This window comes from Trichocoleus sp. DQ-U1, from assembly GCF_039961925.1.
Lineage (GTDB): Bacteria > Cyanobacteriota > Cyanobacteriia > Cyanobacteriales > FACHB-T130 > FACHB-T130.
The window spans coordinates 13,499-36,586 of record NZ_JAMPKB010000002.1; the positions used below are offsets into that span (position 1 = coordinate 13,499).

At 49.1% G+C, this 23,088-nt stretch carries 17 protein-coding genes and 1 other RNA gene; 12 read left to right on the forward strand and 6 right to left on the reverse strand.

The window, feature by feature from the left end:
* Positions 1–363: 363 nt before the first annotated feature.
* From NDI34_RS01125 to NDI34_RS01135, 3 genes are all read left to right on the forward strand, one after another.
* Complete coding sequence (locus tag NDI34_RS01125; protein WP_190412807.1) at positions 364–555, forward strand: hypothetical protein; 192 nt, start codon at positions 364–366, stop codon at positions 553–555.
* Positions 542–1,378 (forward strand): pentapeptide repeat-containing protein, encoded by an 837-nt coding sequence (locus NDI34_RS01130; RefSeq protein WP_190412806.1) that lies wholly within the window; start codon positions 542–544, stop codon positions 1,376–1,378. Before NDI34_RS01125 ends, NDI34_RS01130 begins: the two co-directional genes overlap by 14 nt.
* Before the next feature lie 168 nt (positions 1,379–1,546).
* A complete protein-coding gene (locus NDI34_RS01135; RefSeq protein WP_190412805.1) occupies positions 1,547–2,143 on the forward strand; it encodes a pentapeptide repeat-containing protein in 597 nt (198 codons plus the stop codon).
* A gap of 294 nt (positions 2,144–2,437) precedes the next feature.
* Here NDI34_RS01135 and NDI34_RS01140 read toward each other — a convergent pair whose 3' ends face one another.
* The 3 genes from NDI34_RS01140 to NDI34_RS01150 form a co-directional block, all read right to left on the reverse strand.
* A complete protein-coding gene (locus tag NDI34_RS01140) occupies positions 2,438–2,824 on the reverse strand; it encodes a CAAD domain-containing protein (protein ID WP_348231673.1) in 387 nt (128 codons plus the stop codon).
* A gap of 421 nt (positions 2,825–3,245) precedes the next feature.
* Positions 3,246–4,304: a tetratricopeptide repeat protein gene (locus NDI34_RS01145; RefSeq protein WP_190412803.1), complete on the reverse strand. Its 1,059-nt coding sequence runs from the start codon at positions 4,302–4,304 to the stop codon at positions 3,246–3,248.
* A 264-nt stretch (positions 4,305–4,568) separates the two neighbouring features.
* Complete coding sequence (locus tag NDI34_RS01150; protein ID WP_348231596.1) at positions 4,569–5,447, reverse strand: 6-carboxytetrahydropterin synthase; 879 nt, start codon at positions 5,445–5,447, stop codon at positions 4,569–4,571.
* Positions 5,448–5,623: 176 nt separating this feature from the next.
* Here NDI34_RS01150 and rnpB point away from each other — a divergent pair.
* From rnpB to NDI34_RS01170, 4 genes are all read left to right on the forward strand, one after another.
* An RNA gene (gene rnpB / locus NDI34_RS01155) (RNase P RNA component class A) lies at positions 5,624–6,039 on the forward strand.
* Positions 6,040–6,453: 414 nt separating this feature from the next.
* Complete coding sequence (locus tag NDI34_RS01160) at positions 6,454–7,863, forward strand: DICT sensory domain-containing protein (RefSeq protein WP_190412801.1); 1,410 nt, start codon at positions 6,454–6,456, stop codon at positions 7,861–7,863.
* A complete protein-coding gene (gene rnc / locus NDI34_RS01165; RefSeq protein WP_190429694.1) occupies positions 7,799–8,428 on the forward strand; it encodes a ribonuclease III in 630 nt (209 codons plus the stop codon). Before NDI34_RS01160 ends, rnc begins: the two co-directional genes overlap by 65 nt.
* Before the next feature lie 89 nt (positions 8,429–8,517).
* Positions 8,518–9,600 carry a Gfo/Idh/MocA family oxidoreductase gene (locus tag NDI34_RS01170; RefSeq protein WP_348231597.1) on the forward strand — a complete coding sequence of 361 codons (1,083 nt, stop codon included), beginning with the start codon at positions 8,518–8,520 and terminating at the stop codon, positions 9,598–9,600.
* A 179-nt stretch (positions 9,601–9,779) separates the two neighbouring features.
* Here NDI34_RS01170 and NDI34_RS01175 read toward each other — a convergent pair whose 3' ends face one another.
* Entirely contained in the window at positions 9,780–11,951 is a 2,172-nt protein-coding gene (locus NDI34_RS01175) for a sensor histidine kinase (RefSeq protein ID WP_348231598.1), read from the reverse strand.
* 263 nt (positions 11,952–12,214) lie between these two features.
* On the opposite strand from NDI34_RS01175, the gene NDI34_RS01180 reads away from it, so the two are divergent.
* The 3 genes from NDI34_RS01180 (at position 12,215) to NDI34_RS01190 (ending at position 18,545) form a co-directional block, all read left to right on the forward strand.
* Positions 12,215–12,907 carry a RibD family protein gene (locus NDI34_RS01180; RefSeq protein WP_190676735.1) on the forward strand — a complete coding sequence of 231 codons (693 nt, stop codon included), beginning with the start codon at positions 12,215–12,217 and terminating at the stop codon, positions 12,905–12,907.
* Positions 12,908–13,352: 445 nt separating this feature from the next.
* Positions 13,353–15,506 carry an iron uptake porin gene (locus NDI34_RS01185; protein WP_347276115.1) on the forward strand — a complete coding sequence of 718 codons (2,154 nt, stop codon included), beginning with the start codon at positions 13,353–13,355 and terminating at the stop codon, positions 15,504–15,506.
* A gap of 465 nt (positions 15,507–15,971) precedes the next feature.
* Positions 15,972–18,545, forward strand: coding sequence for a hypothetical protein (locus tag NDI34_RS01190; protein ID WP_348231599.1), 2,574 nt, complete (start codon positions 15,972–15,974; stop codon positions 18,543–18,545).
* Positions 18,546–18,772: 227 nt separating this feature from the next.
* Here the strand turns inward: NDI34_RS01190 and pgeF are convergent, their stop codons facing one another.
* Positions 18,773–19,564: a peptidoglycan editing factor PgeF gene (gene pgeF, locus NDI34_RS01195; RefSeq protein ID WP_348231674.1), complete on the reverse strand. Its 792-nt coding sequence runs from the start codon at positions 19,562–19,564 to the stop codon at positions 18,773–18,775.
* 95 nt (positions 19,565–19,659) lie between these two features.
* Between pgeF and NDI34_RS01200 the strand changes: the two genes are divergently transcribed.
* Positions 19,660–20,487 (forward strand): biotin--[acetyl-CoA-carboxylase] ligase, encoded by an 828-nt coding sequence (locus tag NDI34_RS01200; protein WP_348231600.1) that lies wholly within the window; start codon positions 19,660–19,662, stop codon positions 20,485–20,487.
* Between the two features lie 118 nt (positions 20,488–20,605).
* Positions 20,606–22,270, forward strand: a complete 1,665-nt coding sequence (locus NDI34_RS01205) for a M23 family metallopeptidase (protein ID WP_348231601.1) — start codon at positions 20,606–20,608, stop codon at positions 22,268–22,270.
* A 41-nt stretch (positions 22,271–22,311) separates the two neighbouring features.
* Here the strand turns inward: NDI34_RS01205 and NDI34_RS01210 are convergent, their stop codons facing one another.
* Complete coding sequence (locus NDI34_RS01210; protein WP_190536204.1) at positions 22,312–23,019, reverse strand: riboflavin synthase; 708 nt, start codon at positions 23,017–23,019, stop codon at positions 22,312–22,314.
* Between the last annotated feature and the right edge of the window lie 69 nt (positions 23,020–23,088).

Consider the following 23,088-nt stretch of genomic DNA (forward strand, 5'->3'; position numbering starts at 1 on the left):
AGGCTAACGCCTCGCTTCGCTGTTTTCATGCCCAAAGGGCTGTACGCTATTGCCACCCCTCCGTCAAAATTCTAGGCGCGGTGAAGCATAGTGACTTTATCCCACACTTAACCTTACGGTTATAGTGTAAGCTTTCTCAACCTCACGGCTACTGGTTCTAGTATCCAACAGGCAAACTCGCTCAAGCATCTACACTGACTGAATGTCCAACGATTAAACTGACCCAGGCTCCAAACGCGAGTTCCACCGTTTTTGAATCCCGCTCGAAGTGAAGGATCTAAACAAATGTTCGCTCTACCTGTGTACCCAGGAGGTTTTACGCACTCAAGGGTTAGGGAGTGTCGCCTCCTGCTTCAATGTGTCATGGTTCTGTGTCGATCCCAATCGTCGATTAGAACCTTTATTTTTGGCTTTGAGCGTCTGTCATCCCACCCTTGGGCAGTTGGCATAGACTGCGATCGCTATTTTCCTGCCACTCTAGGAGAGGGGTTGAACCCCATCCCTAACGACTGTAGCGGCAGTACCCTGAAGGGAGGTCTAGATGGATGCCGATGAACTGAAACGTCTCTACGCAGCAGGCGAACGAGATTTTCGAGAGGTAAGTCTGCGAAGAGCAGACCTGATGGGAATTGACCTGAGCGAAGCGAACCTGCGGGGAGCAGACCTGCGCGAAGCAAATCTAATTGGGGCATACCTAATCGGAGTCAACCTACGCGAGGCAAATCTCAATGGAGCGGTTCTCCGCGCCAATCTCAGCGAGGCAAATCTTATCGGCGCTAGCCTGATTGACGCCAACCTGAGCGAAGCGATTTTAACTGAAGCGAGTTTACGAGCTGCCAATCTCAGCGGAGCTAACCTCGCCGGAGCTAACCTGAGTCACGCTCTTTTGAGCGAGACTATTCTCCGCGATGCCAATCTGACTGGAGCCAAACTAATTGATGCACCCTTAAGTCGAAGCAACTTGACGAATGCTACGTTGATTGGAGCTGTGTTGGAAGGTGCAAACTTAACGAATGCCATTCTAATTGGAGCCAACCTGGAGAAAGCCAACTTAGCGAACGCTGTTTTAAATGGAGCCAGTGCAATTGGAGCAAATCTCACGCAAGCAGACTTGAGCCGCGCCAAGATGAGCGGAACCAATCTGACAAATGTCATCTTAATTAAAGCCAATCTGAGGGGAGCAAATGTAAGTTGGGCGACTCTGCGAGGAGCGAATCTCACCGGAGCTAACTTGTACAGGTCAAAACTATGCTGGTCAAACCTGACTGGGGCAATTCTCACTGAAGCGGTTCTCATTGACGCTAACCTAAATCGGGTCAATTTCCGTGACGCCGATATGACTGGTGCCATCATGCCTAATGCAGCTACGCACGAGTAGCGAAGTGACAAGTCAGCCCTAAACTAACGCCTTGCTTCGCTGTTTTCATGCCCAAAGGGCTGTACGCGATCGCCAGCCAGATTTTAGATTGGCAATTCATGGAAAATCAATCTAAAATCCAAAATTCCTAAGTCCACGCTAACTGGAAGCAATTTAGAGGCAATAGAAATGGATGGGGATGAGGTTTTAACACGATATGCTGCTGGAGAACGGGATTTCCAGAAGTTAGATTTGAAGGCGGCAAATCTGGAAGGAGCTAACCTACGCCAGGTCGATTTCAGCGAGACGATTCTGGAGGGAGTTAACCTAGCCGGAGCCAACCTGCGGGGGGTGAACCTAACAGGTGCCGATCTGAGTGGAGCAAACTTGAGTCGTGCTGATCTCACGGGTGCCGATCTCACGGGTGCTGACTTGATCGGAACCAATTTTGATAAAGCCAGACTGATTGGAACAAGGCTCGTTAAAACCGAACCGATTGGTGCTGAGTTAACTGGAGCAAACTTAACTGGCGCAAATCTAACTGGCGCAGATATGAGAAGGGCAAACTTGAGCTACGCCAATCTCAGCGATGCAATCTTGTGTGAAGCCAATCTGACTAGCGCCCTCCTCATTGGAGTAAATCTGAATAGAACTGACTTAATTAAGGCGAATTTGAGTCAAGCCGACTTAAGTGAAACTGATTTGAACGGAGCCGATTTAAGTGGAGCGGAATTGAGCGGGACAATTATGCCAGTTGAACACTTTACACCCAGCGAGAGCAAATGAGCCGCGATCGCTGGTAAATTCAACGATCAAATCCCACGATCGCGCCAAACTTAGTGGTAGAGATGCAATTCCTGCCAGTCTTCTACAATCTAGAAGCTAAAATCCAAAATGATATTTTGGATTCGACTCGCTTAAAAATATCACGTGATGGGCACACGCGCTTTCTACCCGGTATTAAGAAATTTACAACTAAAATTATTAGGGGCAGTCACTAGTGTGCTACCCCTAAGTCAGAAAATCAGAGACGCAGGGCAACAATGCTGTGCGGAAATGAGCTATACGGAAATGAGAAATTTACGAGTTATTGGAATCCCCGCCGACAACTTGCGACTTGAGAGCTTTAAACTCCTCGGACAACTCCTGACGATTAGAAGCTCGGAGTAAGTAGCGGTACACAAACCAGGCTGAGTAGCCAATTCCTACCAGTTCAAAGGTCGGCGCTAGCAGAGGAATATCATTAAGCGCATCCAGAACCGCCAGTGTCACCTTCACGGTAATGATGCCAGCTAATATTAGACCTAGAGTGGTCAAGGGGCGCCGGTACTCTGAGAAGAACTCACCTAAGTATTCGGGTAGTTCTGCGAAAAATGCGGAAATTTGTTCTCCAATTTGCTGCCACTTTTCCGTTGATTGGGTGGCTGGGGGTAGAGCTGCCAATTCGCCTGGGGCGTCAACTCTCATTTCTACCTGGGTTTTTTCGGTCTCTGGAGCGGAATAATCAGTTTGCATGGTGTCCATATCCTCCATATCGTTGTTTTAGGTACGATTGTGTATCGTTTAGGCAAGATAGCTGGGTACAATTGCGGGGTGAATTCCTCTTGCTCATATTATCAGACACCCCAAGACCACTTCGCTGAGTCCAGAATTTTCCGGTTAAAACTTAGTGATAATCGGGCGAGCGGTCTCCATGCATCTCCCAAAAGCGGGACGTAGCTAGAGAAAATAAAAAATTAAAAATCAAGAAACTTTTTAGCTCAATCTACGCTGTATGGATATAGATTAGAAACCAAAGCTGAAAAGCTTACTGGATAAGCTTTTCGGGCGCACCTAAGCTCTCGGCAATACATAGATTGCCTTATAAACTTTTATTTTTAATTAAATGCTATTGGTCGTATTCCATCACTTTGGCGTAATCGCCCAAAGCATAGCAAGCAACTCGGAGGCTTCCCAGAGCCTGCCCTTCGACTCGGCTGTCTTGGAGGATTCGCGCTATCCTTAAGCGTTGTTCATAGTAGTCAATTGCTTTAGCGTAGTTGCTTAATGCCTCGTAAGCCACTCCTAAATGCGAAAGTGCCTGCTCTTGGGAGCGGAGGTCATCCGTTGCCGAAGCGATCGCTAGGCGTTGCTCTCCATAGTCAATTGCCGCAGAGTAGTCCCCGATTGCGTAGCAGGCGTTCCCCAGATTTCTCAGAATCTGTACCTCAATACGGTGATCTCCAGTCTGCTGCACGAGTGCTAAACGCTGCTTATAGTAGGCGATCGCTTTGACATAGTCTCCCAAAGCGTAGCAAGCATTTCCCAAATTTCTCAGGATCTGACCCTCTGCCTCTTGGTCTTGGAGTTCCCGCGCCACTATTAAACTTTGATGCTGGTATTCAATTGCCGCTGAGTAGTCTCCCAGTGCCTTGTAAGCTAGTCCAAGATTATTCAGCGCCGCCACTTCTGCACTCAAGTCTTTCAGTTCCCGCACGACTAGAAGACTTTGTTGCTGAAACTCAATGGCTTTGGCATGGTTGCCTAAGTGACGGTAGGCATTGCCGATATTTCCCAGCGCTTGACTTTCCAATCGCTGATCGTTGATACTTTGGGCGATCGCTAAACTTTGCCCAGAATACTCAACCGCTTTGGCAAAATTTCCCAAGGCATAGTACACTAGCCCCAAATTGCCGAGCGTTCTTCCTTGTCCTCGCTGGTCTTGAAGTTCGCCGTAGACCGTGAGTGCTTGATGAAAGGATAGTCGTGACGCCTCGAAATGACCGTTTTGGTGCTGCTGGGCACCTTGCTCCAGCAGTCGATCGGCTTCTCCCTTAGTGTAATTATCGGTTTTTGGCTGATGCTGGCTATGAGCGCTAATATCTGTAGGAGGAACAACAGTGATGCGTTCCTCCTCAGGTAGGTCGCCCTCTTGTTGGCTGTTGTGATGGTTAACGCGGCGATCCATATATTTTTCTCAACACCTTGATTCGCTTAGCACCGACTTGCGGTATAAGGCTAGGTCGTCTCTTTTTAGTGTTCCCGGATCGGCTGGTTAAGCTCTCATGCTTTGAACAAATTTTTCAAAAAACCTTACAATTTATCGCTTTAGGCGTTGGAATGCAACCCTTGCTTGCCACTGGACGAACGCTGCTTAGGATTCGGTAGACGCAAATCGATAGCGGGTTTGTTCCCGACATTTTCTAAAAACTTGCGCCTCCCGACTAAAACATCAAGTAGATACAGGCGTTAGAGAGCGATCGCTCTGTTGAATTCCCGCTAAGTTTTGAGCGGTTTCGCTACAGTATACTTCACACGAATTATTCGGACTTTCAACCAGTTTTACCTTATGCAACTTTGCCCCTAATTCCCGGATAGGCTCTTGCAGAAGATTCCGGATATGAATGGCAATATTCTCAGCGGTGGGAACAACTTGGGCAAAATAGGCGATATCCTTGTTCAGGAAAGTATGGTCAAACGGCTCAAGCACATAATCTTCCACTACCTTGTTTAAGGCTCCTAAATCCACAATCATGCCCGTGCGCGGATCAATTTCGCCTTGAACTGTTACTTCCAAGTGGTAGTTGTGCCCGTGACCGTTGGGACGAGCGCATTTGCCATAAATCTCGCAGTTCTCTTCGTAACTGAGGTTCGGATGAGCCAGTCTGTGAGCGGCGCTAAAGTGGGTACCAATTGTCAGATACGCTTCCATTCCATTTCCTTGATAGTCAGCCCAGAGTTCGGGATGTTCAAATAGTTGAATATTTACCAACGGTAAGTGAGGTGCTAGACGCTGCCAAATGGTTCGCGCGATGTTTTCTGTAGTGGGTAGGGTTTGTTGAAATTCCGACCACACATCGTTGAGATAACAGAAGTCTAGCTGACTGGTGACTTCCTGTTTGATCACCCGTTTGACTTCAGACAAGTTTTGCACCATGCCATACTCATCCAGATCCCCGGCAAGGGAGACAAACAAAACGTAGTTGTGTCCGTGTCCGGGCGACTGAGTGCAGCGACCAAACGCTTGTATATTCTCCGCTTGACTCAGTTCTGGCAGCCAATAACGGTGGCTCGCCGAAAACTGAGCGCGGCGGTTGATGATGCATCTCATAAGTCCAGTAACCAGCAGAATTATTAAGTTACGTAAATCATTCCCTTTATTCAGGATAATCGAAATTTAGGCGGGGATCTCCAATCTTTCTTGAAAAACTGCATCAGCAAAGTGAGAATTCAAAAGCGAAGATTCGCTCTCTAAAGCTCTTGAATATGCCACACTGAAGAACGGGAGAGAGTAGGCGCAGGTGGTTGCAGATTTGCCGTTTGTGCGAGTCTGAGGAAAGTCCGGGCTCCCGAAAGACCAAACTTGCTGGGTAACGCCCAGTGCGGGCGACCGTGAGGATAGTGCCACAGAAAGATACCGCCGGGATAATTAAACATTAAAAATGCAAAATGAAGAATTTTTAATGTTTAATTATCCCGGTAAGGGTGCAAAGGTGCGGTAAGAGCGCACCAGCAGCGTCGAGAGGCGCTGGCTCGGTAAACCCCGGTTGGGAGCAAGGTAGGGAATCACGGTTGGTCTTTTTCCGATTCCGTTTTAAAACCGCTTGAGGCGTCTGGTAACAGGCGTCCCAGATAGATAACCGCCCTTCCAGCGGCACTGCTGCTGTGGAGAACAGAACCCGGCTTATGACCGACTCTCTCCCTTAAATTGCTTTACTGTTGTGAACAAGAGCTAGAGAGGCGAGGGTGAGTCTAGCTCGAGAAACTCTCCGGCTCAACAGGCATTTGAAAAATTGGGTAAATTGAGCGATCGCCTATCGAGTCTTCCCGGCAAAACAGGACGAGCAAAGCCCAGTGTTAGTTGGCGATCGCGATCGCGCTAGTAGAGGCTGCAAGGACGAGCGGTCGGAAAAGTAATCCTTTTCTCAGGCTAAATCAATTTAATTAATAAATTCAGTGAAGCTTCATGTAAAAATGAGCTTGTTTTTCTCTTGATGCAGTCACAAAAGTCAAGACTTCAAGAAATTTTGCATAGCCACCCGTAACATTTAGCGGTAATCTGTCTGCCAGAAGCGATATTTACACGATTTTGAACTCTTGTTAATCAGGGTGGCTTAGTGGACATATCATTGTTCCGCTCGATTGCGAACCAATACCAAGAATTGCGCGGTATTCACACGATCGCAACGATGAACGTTATCGGCGATCTCCTCGAAGATCAGTTGCTCAACCACAAACTTCCGGTTGATTTGTTTGCTGGCTTCCAGCGTTTCTCTCACTTCCTTGAACATCTCCGTCGATATAGTTACTTAGGTGAGGTATGTCGGCGGGTCTTTATATTTGGTGTTCCCGACGTTCATCCCCCCGAAATTCCGGGAATCGAATTTATTGGGCTTGAGCCTAACTCAGCCTTGTCCAGGGAGCGGTTTTGGCTGGTTGATACCCCCGATTTCTGGACGGCGGTATTGACTCAAGCTGTGGAAGGGCCAGAGCGCAACAGCAGTAGTCAAAGCTTTGATGGGCTGTGGTCTTACGATGAAGAAGTAGTGGCGCGGGTTTCGTTGCTGATGTCCCAAGTCATGGGGACGTTTTACCAGCCGATCCGAACGCGAAACTACGTTCAGCAAAGTGCCCACATTGCCGAAATTAATGGACGGTTGCTGGGACGGCTTAAAGAAGCCGAACTCACGAGTCACCGCCGTTGGGTGCAGCTTTCTACCTTGCATAAATTTTCCACGGCTCTATCGCAGTATCAACCTTTGCCCTGTATATTGCGAGATGCGGTGCAGATATTATTTACCAATTTTGGTGCCGCCGATGCTGTCATCGCTCTCAACTTGAACAATGACAATTTTATGGTTGTTTCCGCAGCAGGCAACATCAGCACCAACAAACCAATTGTCGGAATTAGCGATGGAGCTAGCGGTAAAGCAATCGGTGAGGGTAGATTGATTTATGTCGAAGATGTGCGCCAGAATGGTTTGATGGAACCCCTGATGCCCACGGCTCAAACGTTAATGGCAGCCCCGTTGCAAGGTCGTCGTCGCGTTTACGGTGTGGTGACGGTTGGTGGTAGAGAACCGAAGCAATGGAATGAGGAAGACGGTCAGACTGTGATGGCGATCGCTAAAATGCTGGCGGTACTCATCGAACAGAAGACCCAGCTCAGCGGGGATGTCGTGTTACAACTCAGACGTGCCAAACACTTAGAGCAGACAATCTCCAAGTTGCGTCAACCCATCGCCCGCCTGCGCGATTTGCAGCAAAAACTCCGGGAAGAAGTCCACCTCTTACCAATTCAACGAGAACTGATGGCTCAGGTTGAGGCGCTGTTCAGTGATGTTGCAAAAATGATTGGGGTTCCCCTAAGTCCAACGCATTCCCATGAATCTCAGCTATCCTCCTCGTCAAAAGCAGCTGCAAAGTCTGATCCAAAAGTTAGGGCTTCCACCGCAGGTACCAGTGCAGTGGTCGCTCCTCAACTTAGCGCTCACCCACCCCACAATTTCGACAACGGCGAACTATGAGCAATTGGAGTTCTTGGGGGATGCGGTAGTGCGGATGGCAGCGTCTGAATTTTTATGGGAAGTTTATCCTGATTGTTCTGTGGGTGAATTTTCGGCAATTCGCAAGGTACTGGTGAGCGATCGCACCTTAGCCGGTATTGCAGATAGTTACGGACTAGATCGCTACCTGTTAATTTCTGAAAGTGCAGCAGGTGACAAAGCAGGTCTTACCTCGCGGTTGGCAGACGCCTTTGAAGCGGTGTTGGGTGCCCTGTACCTGAGTACGCATACATTAGAGCTGGTGCGTCCGTGGCTAGATTCTCATTTTAAACAACTGGCATCCGAAATTCGGACAGACCCAGCCTATCAAAACTACAAGGACGCCCTCCAGGAATGGACGCAAGGTCATTACCAAATACTGCCAGAATATCGAGTCGAGGAAACCAGACGAATTCACGGCGATCCAGAGCGTTTTACTGCCGAGGTTTGGCTGCAAGGGCGTCGATTGGGTCAAGGCAAGGGACATTCTAAAAAAGCTGCCGAACAAGCTGCGGCGAGGGAAGCTTTTTTAGCCATTAGCAATTAGCCTAGTTCATGGCTAATTGAAGACTGGTTAATGGGGAATGACAAAGAACAATTAGCCAGTCTTTAATGAACAACGAACAATAAACAACGATGAAAACTGGAATTGCTGTGTTGGGGGCTGGACGCTGGGGTGTACATCTCGTGCGGAATTTCCTAGAGCATCCTCAATCCCGCTTGGTCGCGGTATTAGACCCGAAGCAGGAGCGCCTGGAAGCACTTCGAGAACGGTTTAAGTTAGATGACAGCGTGCTGCTAACAACCGAATGGTCCCAGGTGCAGCAGATGCCGGAAGTCGAGGCAGTTGCGATCGCAACCCCAGCCACGACACACTACACCTTGATCGCCGACGCTCTCCGGCAAGGCTATCACGTCTTATCAGAAAAACCACTCACCCTCGATCCGGCTGAATCCTTGGAACTGTGCCGATTAGCAGAACAACAGCACCGGCAACTCTTCGTAGACCACACCTATTTGTTTCACCCAGCGGTTGAACGCGGTAAAACCGCTATCCAATCTGGAATTCTCGGAGATTTGCGCTATGGCTACGCCACCCGTACCCATCTAGGCCCTGTGCGCCAGGATGTTGATGCACTCTGGGACTTAGCCATCCACGATATTAATATTTTCAACAATTGGCTTCAGGCAACGCCAACTCAGGTGCAAGCCAGCGGCACCGTTTTTTTGCACCAAGAAGCCGGAATGAAAGATGAAGTCAATTCTCAGACTCCTCCCTCATCCCTGATTCTTCATCCTTTAAGAGACCTTGTTTGGGCGACACTCACCTACCCTAGCGGCTTTCAAGCCTTCATTCATCTGTGCTGGCTGAATCCTGATAAACAGCGTCGCCTGTGTGTGGTGGGGAGTGAGGGAACTTTGATTTTTGATGAGTTACAAGCAGAGGCACCGCTAAGCATTCAGCATGGACGCTTTGAAAATACCAATGCTGGCCCTTATACGCCAGCCAATCAAAGCCGGGAAGTATTGAGCATAGAACCGGGCGAACCTTTAGGGCGAGTTTGCGATCGCTTTTTGAGCTGTATCCACCAGAACCAATCTTCAGAGATTTCTTCGGGATGGGTGGGTGCCCAGCTGGTACAGATTCTTCGATGTCTGAGCGAATCTTTACAACAGGGAGGACTGACGGTTACAGTTCCCCAGTCCGTGAAAAATTAAAGCTTCTTCAATTTTTCCTCTTTCAAGGCAATCGCGAAATCTTACGTTTCCCTGTATGTAAACAGAGAGATTGAAGAAAGAGTCTGAGGTAAATTTTCACCATTGAGATGCCTTCTATAAACCCCTCCTCATCAACGAGGAGTGGGTTTCATTCCGCAGTCAAACAGATAGCTGAATTCTTAATTTTTTGCCGCATTCGTAGACTCAAGAGTTGGCAACACTGAAGTATCAATCATGGGCACGGCAATCTCCACGGTTGTGCCCAGACCAGCTCCTGCACTTGATAGCGTAATGCTACCTCCCATCAGTTCCATTAAGTTCCGAGAAATTGCGAGTCCCAGACCTGTGCCGCCAAATTTCCGAGTCGTCGTGCCATCAATCATGACAAAGGGGCGAAAGAGCTTATGCTGTTGATTCGGATCAATACCAATCCCTGTATCGTGAACTGTTACAACAACACGCGCAGAAGGGACGAGACGCTCTTTGAGAGAGTTCGTAGTTCCTGTTAGAAGGCTTCGAGAAATGTTAGAAGCTCCATTCGAGATGCTAGAGGCATCTTCTCCTCTAACTTCTTGCCCATTGCCCACAGATGCCGCCGCCTGGATTTTTGCTTGTTCTTCATGACTCACTGTCGCGGCTTGAGCGACCCCATTCGATAAATGAGAGCTAGGAGGGACAGAATTCCCCACTGCCTGTTCTTTGCCATAACTAGTCTCTATCCGGGTGGTAATCGTAACGCTGCCTTTTTCAGTAAATTTAGTCGCATTGCCAACCACATTTAGCAGCACCTGCTTGAGTTTTGCGGGGTCAGTACGAACAGGAATCGATTCTGGCAAATCTGGCGTATTAAAGTGCAAACCTTTTTGCTGAATCGGAACAGCCTGTAAATCAATCACTTCCTTAAGCAACTTTCGCAGATCGACTGCCTCCATAACGACGGAAAGCTTACCCGCTTCAATTTTGGCAATATCCAGAACGTCATTGATGATTCCCAGGAGGTGAATCGCTGCATCATCCGCTCGCTGTAAGAAATCCATCTCTTCTTCGCGGTCATCGCAGCAGTCATCGCGTACCAGGCGAATGCAACCAATGATCGCATTCAAGGGAGTTCTTAGTTCGTGAGAAGTATTCGCTAGAAACTCATTTTTCAGCTGATTCGCTGCTTGTGCTTCTTTCCAGGCTGTTTCGATTTCTTCTGCCCATGCTTTCAGTCGCTCCACCATATTATCGAGGGCTTCCGATAATTGATTGAATTCCCGGATTTTGAAGTTTTGAGGAACTCGATCTGTAGAGTGAAAGTGCCCTTTCGACCCAGCGTAGTCTCTCAATTGCTCCAATGGCAGCGCCAGTTCGCGAGAGATATACAGCGTTGCCAGCAGGCTAGCGGCGATTAAGCCAAATGTCAGAATCACCAACACCTGTTGAATTTCTTTTAGACCCGATAAGGCACTATCTAAGCGAGTGACGGCTAAGATAACCCACTGGCGATCTGGCTGGTTGCTAATCGGGCTGAGAATTGGGGTATACCCTGCGAGTAATTCCACACCGTTTTTCTCGAAAGAAAACAAGTGCAGAAAATCATTTCTACCCGCGATCGCGTTTTTCATGACCGTTTCGAGCCTTTCCCCATCTGCCTCCTGCTTAATATTTCTTCCAACTCGCTGGGTAATCGGATGCGCCAAAATGGTTCCATCCTGGTCAATCACCACTGGATAGCCACTCAGAGACCCTGGTTTGGCACGCTCTTGTTTCAGTAGAGCTGATTGGACACTCAGGGCATAACGCAGAGAACCCGTGCTGTCATAAACAGGCGCACTGAAAATCAATCTTAGTTGGCTTTTTGGGCTGGGTTGATTCTCTTTAACAGTTGAATTCAGGGGGGAGATGCCTGGAAGCAGCGATTTCACCTGCACCTTGGAAGTATCTAACAGTAATTCCTGTTGCTGCTGGGGCCAGTGACTTGCATCTAGCGTACTAATGGGTTTCTCCCCACAAGTGCTGGCAGCAATGTTTCCGGTCTCGACGTTGATGAGTTGAATGCACTGGACTTGCGTTGGCAATTGTTGGGCGAGTTGGTTTAAAAATTTTTGATGCGCTTCGGGCGATCGCGATTGCAGTACGACTGCTTCACTTGCAGTCACTAAGTTGGCAGAGAGCGCTTTAATTGACTCGCTCATGCTCTCTCCTTTTCTCACTGCACTTTCGGTAAGATTTTGGCGAGCGGTTTCCAGTATGCTAGATCGTGCTTTTCTGTAGGTTACATACACCCCCATCAGCAGTACCGGGACGCTCAAAAGCAAAATGCGTGACAGCAGGATGCGACGGAAGGAGGATTGACCCGGCTTAGCCATAGGACTTCTCTAATTTGAGGTGTAAAACCCAATAGCAAGAATTCTCAAAAATCACCCCATCAGAGTGGGGGTATTGATTAGCCTACTTTTTTCTGGGTTAATCGTGTTGGTAGAGCGATACTGTTTGACAGATCCATTCCATCCTAGAACGGTTCCAGATCCTCGTATACTCTGGAAAGGTTGACTTTGTGGAATCTCTACACTAATTCCCGTAATATAAGCAATTCTTAAACTTTAATTAAATATTTGAGCGACCAGCAGCGATGACGGGATTTGTCTGGAAACGCCCTTCTACGACAGTTGTTTTGGCAATGAGTGCCGATGGCAAGATTGCGGATATTCGTCGCGATCGCGCCCGATTTTCGTCTCCAGCGGATCTGGCGCACCTGGAAAAACAGATTGCCCAAGCGGACGGAGTTTTATTTGGCGCAGGGACTCTCCGCGCTTACGGTACGACGCTGAGCGTCACGAATCCCGATTTGCTCCGCTGGCGACAACAGGAAGGGCGATCGCTCCAACCAGTCCAAATTGTTTGCTCTCAATCAGCCAATCTAGATCCGCAATGGCGCTTTTTTCGTCAACCCATACCTCGGTGGTTACTTACAGGAGAGGCAGGTGCCAAGCGCTGGCAAGGATGCTCAGAATTTGAGCGGGTTCTAGAAGTGGAGGCAACGACCGATGGAATTAGCTGGATTGCTGCTTTTCAACAGCTCTGGGAGCTAGGCTTGGAACATCTCGCTGTCCTAGGAGGTGGGGAACTCGTAGGTGCTTTAGTGGCGGCTGATTTAATCGATGAATTCTGGTTCACGGTTTGTCCGTTAATTTTAGGAGGAGCGACAGCACCGACGCCAGTAGAAGGTTCTGGATTTTTGGCAGATTTTGCACCTAGGCTGGAACTCTTGTCAGTCGAGTCGATTGAGCAAGAAGTTTTTCTACACTACCGGCGGCAGCGTTAGTTGAATTTGGTAATTTGTAGATAAAACTTGACAATTATTTGCACAATCTCTATTGCACGAACGAAACAGAAATGATGTTGAAAATCGCTCGGACACTCATTGTTAGGATTTATAAACTAATTTGACCCAGAAGAAGCGATCGCGCCTGTTTCGGCTGTGTTCATCTGAGATCGCACACTTGTCTGAGATGACCTTGAGTAATTAGGCGGGGAGTATCAAACCTCCGTGTATAAAAATTGCTTCTCCGTTAATCCCTAGGAGCAATTTTTTGTCAGCGATTATAAAAAAAAAAGAAACTCAGCCAGGAACTTTCCTTTTGGGTAAACGTCACCTGCCAACCTCAATCCCTAACAAATGAAAAGGAATCCAAAGCGTTAGTAGCGACTGACACAATATTGTTGTAGAATTCCAGCAAGTATGGTGTGTTTTGAGGAGTTTTAGACCCGTGAAATCCCAGTGGAGAATAGAGAAAACAGCATCCTCAGCGCTAGTGTTTACAGCCTTTGGCTTACTAGCAGTTAGCCTCTCCCCGGCGATTGCAGCCACCGATATCGACCCAACCACAGCTGCTGAGGCAGTCCAGTCTTCAACTCAGGGATTCTCGACATCTACAGATTTAGCGACAGGAACGGATGTAACCAAGGCAAAAACGACAGCAAATTCGCTGGCGGCAGCTGCATCCGAGGGAACACTCGCATCGGCGAATGTACTGCCAGAACTAAAAGCATCGCAGACGGAATCGGCAGCAAGTTCGCCTAGTTTAGCGGCAACTCAAGAATCTGCCACTGCGGTAAATTTAACCCCCCCAACTGAAACAAGCCAGTTGCAACCGGCAGCTAGTTTACCAAAATTTTCGACTACAAAGTCTCCTATTTTGTCTGCTAGCCGTCGCAGCTTGGATACATCTTTCACTGCATCTGCAACAACAAAAGAGGCTCGCACTCTTGTAGACGCAGCAACTGTTAGCAATCCCAACACCCTGCAAGCTCAAGCGCTGCCCTCTGAAGAGGCTAGCGAACAAGTGCTTCCAGCGGGCGATCCTTTGGAAATGGGAAACCCAGAGGACATGGAAGCCAATCCATTGGATCAAGTCACCAATGTGTCCCAGTTGAGCGATGTGGAACCAAGCGACTGGGCTTACGAAGCATTGCGAAGTCTTGTAGAGCGTTACGGCTGTATTGCAGGCTATCCTGATGGCACTTTTCGCGGCAACCGGGCACTCAGTCGCTATGAATTTGCCGCAGGGGTAAATGCCTGTCTTCAGCAAATTGAGAAATTAATTGCTGCTAGTTCGGCTGATGCAGCTACCGAAGCGGATTTAGAAACCCTGCGACGACTCGTTGATGAGTTTGGACCGGAACTGGCGACCCTACGGACGCGGGTAGATAACCTGGAAGGTCGTACCGCCTTCTTGGAAAGCCATCAGTTCTCAACCACGACGAAGCTGTTTGGACAGGCAGTCGTCGGCGTTCAGGGACGGAATGAGAATGAATTTGAGTTGTTCCTGAACCGAAAATCAACTGGGAACCGATTAGAAGACCAGAATACAAATCCCAACGTCATTAGCAACGTCCAGTTAAGTTTGTTCACCCAGTTCAGTCCTCGCAGCCTGCTGCTGACTGGATTGCAAGCGGGTTCTGGAAATTCGGGACCTCGTTTGCTCAATAACGACATGGTCTTCTTGGGATATGAAGGAGACACTGGGAACGACATTGTACTGAGCGACCTCACTTATCGTCAGTTAATCGGTAATAATTTTGCCTTCATCATCGGTCCGGAAGGGGTCAACCCAGTGAACGTTTTCCGGGGAGCAAACCGCGTAGAAAGTGCCGGTCAAGGGCCGCTTTCCCGCTTTGCTCAACGCAACCCAATTATTAATACCGGGGGACGTGGAGGCTTAGGCTTTGACTGGCAAGTCAATCCACGGATCAGTTTACAAGGCGTCTACTCTGCCAGCAGACCCGCAGATGCTTTTCGTGGGGGTATCGGCGGTGGACAAGATGGAGAAACCGCAGCTGGCTTGCAGTTAGTTGTATCGCCGCTGAATACGCTTGATATTGCTCTGCAATACGTCAACTCCTACTCTCCGTTTGGAAGATTGGGGACTGGCGTTGGCGATGATTTGGTTCTCTTACCGACTCCGGCAGGCAGAGGACCGATTAATACGAATGCTTTTGGTGCCAGTTTAGAATTCCGAGCAACGCCTAACATTACAATTGGCGGTTGGGGCGGCTACACGACTTCTGACCCGCAAGGAATATCAGGAAATGTAGAGACATTCAACTGGATGGCTTACCTGAATTTCCCCGATCTGCTTGGTGAAGGCAACCTCGGCGGTATTTATGTCGGTCAGCCGCCCAAAATTACCAGTAGTGACCTGCCAATTGGAAGAAACTACCCTGATTTTATTAGTGAGGGTGGCTTTGGAGATGAAGGCGGTCAGCCAGGAAGTACAACTCACGTAGAAGCTTTCTACCGCTTCCGAGTTTCCGACAATATTACAGTCACTCCAGGGGTGATCGTATTATTTAATCCGCTTCACAACCAGGACAACGACACAATCACAATCGGTGCCATCCGAACCACTTTTACCTTCTAAAAGTGGGCTGAAAAGTAGCGATCGCTTTGTCAGGGAGATTCATTCAAGGATCTCCCTGATAATTTTATAAAAACATTACAAATAACTTCGTAAGTAATTTCAACGCAAACCTCGCAACAGCCGAAAATAGAACAATTTTTTAAGTGTATTTACGTATATAAAACGGGTAAATAACTTTACAAAAACTTTGCAAAAAACTGGGAACTCGTTGAGAAACCAGACAGTCATTTATCCAAACACGGGCACAAGCAAAGCTAAGCAAGTATGACCTAGTTCTACTTAATGCTAGTCACACTTGCCCTAATGCTTATTCAATCAGGATGCTGTTATTACTCTCTTCTAATACTTCTAGTTCTGAGCTTGCTCAGGATGAATGCTGAAGAAACTTATGATCCCCTGTTGACTATCGAATTGAGCTAGATTCTGCTACTTACCCTGTCCTCTACTCACTGATGGAGTCCTAACATGATTGCGAAATCAACCAAGTATGCTGTTTGTTTCGGTATCGCTGGAGGCTTGGCGATCGCTCTAGCTCCCACGGCTCACGCACAGACAACTACGACGAGTGCGCCTGCCCCTACTACGACTTCCGCTACAAGCACTCAATCCCAGTCGATCTCGATCACAGGCGGTCTGTTAGGAGGACAAGCAGCCTTCTTTTCACCTTTACAGTCACAGACGACTTCTGGGACTACTGCTGGTGCAAGTAGCCCGGTTTTGTTTGACGCTGCTGTCACCACACTGCAACTGCAAACAACTTCCGGTAACACCAGCTCTGCTCGCTTCGTACCCCAGGCAGCAGACTTCAAAGACGTCGGTGCTGGCAACGTTGGTCGTCCTGGAAAAGATGACAAAGGTAGCTTAGTCGGTACCCTATCCGGTCTAGCCTTCACTTCTGGTGGCGCAGCTGTTCCCTTCTCGAACATCCCCACGAAACTAGACTTTACTCTGAATTCTTTTGCCAGCAGCGCCTTTTTGGGCGGTTCGCTGATTGCTCCTAAGGAGACAGGTTCGGCTCCGCTGGTTTTCCTGCCGGTTTCAAACGTCAAACTATCTACTCAGTCTCAGGCTAACTACACTGCCAAATCTGGGGTTTTAGAAGTTGGTAATTTTGAGGGCAAACTCACTGCGGGCAATATTGGTTTGCCGACATCCCTGAAGTTCAATGGCGGCAGCTCTGTTCCTCTTCCTCCATCTACTAGCTTGGGGCAAAAGACAAAATTTGAGCTGGAAGGGCAAGGATTCGGCACCTTAAGCAGCACTTTTTCGGATCAACCCACAACTCAAAGCTCCACAACCAGCAGTGGCACCGGCACACAAGCTGATGGCACCACAACCAGCAGTGGCACCGGCACAACCAACGGAACTACAACCGCAACTGGTGGCACGCAAACAAGTGGCACTACAACCGGCACCACAACTACAACTGCAACTGGCAGCACGACGCCAACAGATGGCACCTCAACTACAACTGCAACTGGCAGCACGACGCCAACAGATGGCACCTCAACCACAAGCGATAGCGACGACTCAACAAGCAGTCAAATTGCAACCGCTAGTGGCACCGGCGACGCTCAAACTTTTAGCAGCACTAACAAAGTAGCCTTCAGCAGCAATAATGCTCAAACCAAATTCAAAATAGAAGGCGAAAAATTCAAGATTGAGGGCACCGGAGTTGGCACAGATATTAAACTCGGTGGTACTACTAAGCTTGAGCTGACAAATCCCAGCGCTTTTAGCAATTCTGCCATCAAGTTCAAAGTTACAGGCGAAGGGAATGGCATCACCTCGATAAATGGCAACACCACGGTTGGCTATCTAAGCGATAACAGCAAAACCCAGTTTGAATTTGGGCAAGAAGGATCGAACGCCTTCAAACTCAAAGGTGAAAGTCAAGGTCGTACCCAATTCACTGTTGGTGCAGTTGCCAGCCAATTGGGTGGAACAAGTGGATACGATGTTGCTACGAACAATACCTCTTACCAGAGCAGCAGCAGCTCCTACTCGACAGGTGCAGGTGCAGCTACAGGCCAAAACACAGGCTTTGGTTCTAAAACAAGCTTGAGCTACAACCTCATCTTCCAAAATGATGGTAACTTTAACACCGTCATCAACAACTCTAGCGGCAGCTTCGGTGGTGGCAGCATAGGTACAGGTAGCAGCGGCGGCACCAGCGGCGGTGGTAGCTTCGGCGGCAGCACAGGCGGCAGCACAGGCGGCAGCACAGGTGGTAGCACAGGCGGCGGCACCAGCACTGGTAGTACAGGTGGTAGCGGCGGCGGCAGCGGTACCAGCACTAGCGCAGAGGGGAACGGCGGATCGCTTATCACCATTTACAACAGCACAACCTTCAATCTGATTTCTCTGTCTAATTCCTTCGTCCAAAGTTCTAATAAGGTCTACAACGTTGCTTCCACGTCTAGTGGCCCTGTTGGAGTCTTTGTGGAGAAAGGTCGTGGCAAGCAAAGATTGCTGGTTGTGCGCCAAAATAGCCGAGGTCTGGCTCTCGGTACCTACAAACAGAAGAAAGGTCGGGCAGTCGCAGCCTATCAGTCAGTGGGACCAGAAAGCCGTCTAGGTTTTGGGTTGGTCGGTCTGCGTCAGGTTTCAACCGAGCAGGTTACTAACGTGGAAGGTGACGCTGGCGCTGAAACCAACGACAACACCAACACTAACGACAACACCAACACTAACACCAACACCAACACTAACGACAACACCAACACCAACACCAACACCAACACTAACGACAATACCAACACCAACACCAACACCAACACCAACACTAACGACAACACCAACACCAACACCAATGACAATGGTGATGACGATGGCGATGATGATGGTGATGACGATGGCGATGACGATGATGCGAACACATCGACTCCTGAAGCCGATGACGAGGGCGATGATGATGGCGATGATGATGGCGATGACGATGACGCCAGCACCTCGACTACTACTCCAACCACAGGTGGTGCAGAAGGCTTAAATACTGCCCCAGCCAGCGATACAACAGCCCCTGCTCCTCAACAATAGTCATAACTCAAACAGATGGCGATCGCTATCTGTTTGAAGACAAAGGTTTCGCTCATACTCCTGAAAACAGGAAAATAGACCAACAACAAGGTGTTCTAGTTTGAGTTAGACCAATTGTGTAGCGATCGCCTCCAAGTCATGACTTGGAGGCGATTTTTTTGTAGATGTCCATAAACAACAAAGGGGCGCACGTTGAAAGTGCGCTCCCTTCTAAGGGTTAAAGCAGCTTATCTACTCACGATCCCCGACCACTGGACTTTTTTGAGCTTGTCCCGCCGGTAAGAGAAGAAATATAGCGGTTCTTGGTAGGTGCAGTGAGGCGCGATCGCTATCTGTTCGTTAGAAATTCCTAATTGTTCCAGTTGCAGCTGGTTGACTCGCCGCACATCTAGTCGCACCCGTCCTGGTTGCGAATCTTCTAATAACGGTGAATGTGGCAACTGCTGCAAGGCATCAATAATGGATTCTGTATCTTGCTGCGGATCTTTATCTGGTAAGATGCTGGCTCCGACTTCAGATGCCACATTTACAGACACCTGATAGACATCACCCGCGATCGCGGGACCCATCGCAATCAGCAGATTTTGGAGTTGACTGCCGGAAGCTAGGAAACGGGCGATCGCTTGGGGGACAATTCTAGTAGCAGTCCCGCGCCAACCCGCATGAATCGCTGCCACCTGTCCCGTCTGGGGGTCGGCAATTAAAACCGGCGTGCAATCGGCACTGCACACCCACACTGCCTGTTGAACCTGCTCGCTGACAATCCCATCAGCGCGGGGTAGTGAGTCCCCCTCTTGGCCTTCACTGGTTGCCGCTTCGATCTCTGAGGGCGTCATCACCGTATTGCCATGCACCTGTTTCACTCGATAAACCCTAGCATCCGGCTGTAAAACGTTGACTAATTCAGCCGGAGAACGGGGCGAAAATTGTTGAGTAAAAAATCCGTGAGACCAGCGTTCTAGCAAGCTACAAGTTAGATAGGGCAATCCTTCCCAAGTCCGCCAGTGCCAGGTATTTATAGAAGTTTGTGATTCTCCTGCGCCCAGGTTCAAATTGGTGCGGGAAAGCATCGCCATTCGGAACTCCTGAAATATCGGTGACATTATGCTAACTTATGCTACGAATCAATTTGTTAGCAACCGTGGCATTCGATCGGCATTGTCTGGAAGCCTTTTTAGGGGATGTTTCTCTACCGCTTTCTTTCCATATCTTTGAGACTTTACCTTCCACAAATCAAACCCTTTGGGAACTGCTCGATCGAGGAGCAACACCGGGAACCGTTGTCATTGCCCTTCAGCAAACCGCTGGGCGGGGTCAGTGGGGACGCCAGTGGCAATCCAGTACAGGCGGACTTTACCTATCTATCGCGCTAGCTCCCGATTTAGTTGCAACCAATAGCGCTCATTTGACCCTATGCAGCGCTTGGGGAATTGCTACCACATTGCGGAGTTACGGCATCCCAGCGTTGATTAAATGGCCAAATGACCTAATCTTGTGCAAACGCAAATTAGGGGGCATTCTCACCGAAACTAGAGTGCAACAAGGACGGATTACCAAAGCCGTTGTGGGTGTGGGAATTAACTGGGCGAATCCAGTCCCGGAAACTGGCATCAATCTGGAATCCTTTTTGCAGCAGCAGCCAATCGAAGCGAATGCCTTACACGCACGGTTCGCTAACGCCTTGGAAAGATTAGCGGCAATAACTTTGCAGGGTATTTTATCCGGATATCGACACGTTTCCCTAGAAGGAATAGACGCCCTACTTCCCGCTTACGTAGAGCTTCTCAGTTGCAGGGGGCGTTCTGTCATCGTAGACGGACGCTCTGGAGTCATTGTGGGTGTCGCATCCACCGGCGAACTTCAAGTCCGCTTGAACTCTTTAGCAGATGCCGAGGAAATCTGCCTCAAGCCCGGTACAATCAGTCTTGGCTACGATCAGTAATTTTACACAAGCTCTGGAAGTGAAAATGGATGGGGTAGAGACGATAGTCATGTCTTTATACCAAAAACACTAACCAGTATGACCCTATAGAGTGAGTGAGATGAGGAGTGATTCGGAAATGAGCCAGCGAAACCACCCTAGTTGTACTCCGTTTGGTCTGTTTTGCCGCCGTCCCCTGGTGCAGGGACTCAGTTGGATTGGAGGTATCGGTGTCCTCAGCAGCGGCTTAGTTTGGGCACAAAGCGATCCAAGCGTAGATACAATAGGCACGCCTACCACTCAAGAGGCACCGCCTACTGTAAAAATGGAGACCCACTCCCCGCGAAGAACTGAGCCGACGGTTGTTCGTCGCCGTGCAGTTTCAGCGCCAGACCCAGAGCCAAATGTTGTACGCCGTCGCTCGGCTCCAGCAGCAGAGAACGCTTCATCGGGTGTCCGTCGCCGCCGCTTGGCTCGTCAGCGTGCGTTAGAGACAACATCTGTCCGTCGTCGCCGTTCAGCTCCAGAACCTGCTGTTGTCCGTCGCCGTTCGCTTCCAGTATCAGCGCCAGAGACATCGGTCGCCGTTCCAAAAAGAGCAAAACTTGCTCCTCCTAGGTTGGTGGAGCCAAACACGATTTCTTATGTGAAGCCGCCCAAGCTTAGACCAAGCAAAGCCCAAAAAAGTGGGATGAGTTCCAGCGACTACAACAATAGCTATATCGATCCGACTGACTATAGTGTTGGTGCAACGGGTGGAGCCAAGGAGCCGATTCGTTCTTACGATGAACCACCTGCCGTTGTACTCTCGGAACGGTCAACAGGATGTCAAAGAGTCTTGCAAAGCGGGCAAGGTTTATCTGGTGGAACCTGTGGTGTTGCACGGATACCGTCTAGGAACACCAACCGTCTACGGGAAACTGCTAGATTAACCTACCCGACCAGAAGCCGTAGGGAGTACGCAAGTGACACAGACGTACCGGAAGCATTACGGACCTCTGGGTTGGCGAATCGTAGAGTCAGCCGCGCCCGTTTGGCGGTAAACCAGCCAGAACGGGAGATCCGTCAGCAAATCTTGGTTGCCTCTGCAAGTCCTGTTGGAATTGACCCGATTCGCGATCGCCCTCAAGGCATTCGCTCAATTAACCGTCGTCGATCTAGGTCTTTGGGTTCCTCTGCCGTTACTCGATCGACGGCGATCGCTTCTAATAACGTTGGCAGCAGCCAAAGCTCTATTCCATTCAATGTGCCCGAATACAAAGCCCCGATTCCGACCATTTTCCGGGGCTTGGCTAACGGCAATACCAGCTTAATTTTCCCACTGGCGATTCCTGCGCCAATTACCTCGCTTTTCGGGTGGCGGACGCATCCAATTTCCGGCACTCGCCGGTTTCATGCGGGTACTGACTTGGGGGCACCTCTGGGTACACCCGTCCTGGCAGCTTTTGCGGGGAAGGTTGCGATCGCTGACTGGATGGGCGGCTATGGTCAAGCTGTTGTCCTCAAACACAACGAAACCCAAGAAACTCTCTATGCTCACCTGTCGGAAATTTTGGTTCAACCCGGTCAACAGATCGAACAAGGAACCGTGATTGGGCGGGTTGGTAGTACCGGCAATTCCACAGGTCCCCACCTTCACTTTGAAATCCGCCAGCTAACGCAAGAAGGCTGGATGGCGGTGGACTCAGATGCCTACTTGGAATATGGTCTGGCGCAAATGATCAAAGCTTTGCAAACCGCCCATTCCGCTCCCTCCGCTCCATCAGCGTCATCTGCTCCGTTAACCCCGCAACCAGGCAGCTAAGAATTAAAAATTAAAAATTCATCTTTTTTAATTTTTGATTTCTAAAGATACCCGTGTTCTACCAAGAAAGCGGGTGTAATTCCATCCATCCCGATCGTAGCGGGTGCATTCTGCTCAGATGTTCGTGCTGGATAACGCAGAAATTTTTCCACGTACTTGCCCAGAATATCTCCTTCCAAATTCACCAAACTGCCAGTTTGTAAATAAGGTAGGTTTGTCTCGGCATAAGTATGAGGAATCACCGCTACCGTAAACCAACTTCCATCAGGGTCGCAATCTGCCACCGTCAGACTCACCCCATTAACGGCAATACTGCCTTTGGGGATAATGTACCGAGCAATCTGGCGCTGCTCCCCATCCTCTGCTGCCGGTATCTCAAAGCGCATTTCCCAGGAAGTAGCAGTTTGTACCGACTCTTGCAGACAGCCTATTCCGTCTATGTGACCTGTTACAAAATGTCCTCCTAGCTTGCTGCCAACCCGGAGAGAGGTTTCTAAATTCACGTAGGCGGCGGCTTGTTCTCGCTGTCCTAAGGTGGTGCGACTGAGAGTTTCCGGAGAAGCGGTTGCCACAAAGCCTTGAGGCGAAATTTCCTCTACCGTCAGACAAACGCCATCCACCGCCACACTATCGCCAATCGCTAAATCTGACAGTATCAGCTGACAAGTATCTCCCACGCAGGAAAGCCCAAAACGGTCTTCTCCCAGAGAGTTAATAGTTCCTAGAGCTTGAATTAATCCGGTAAACACTGTTTTTAAGTGAAATTAGGTAAATAACGGTCATTGGCAAACGGTCGTCGCTCATGATTCAGTGAAAAA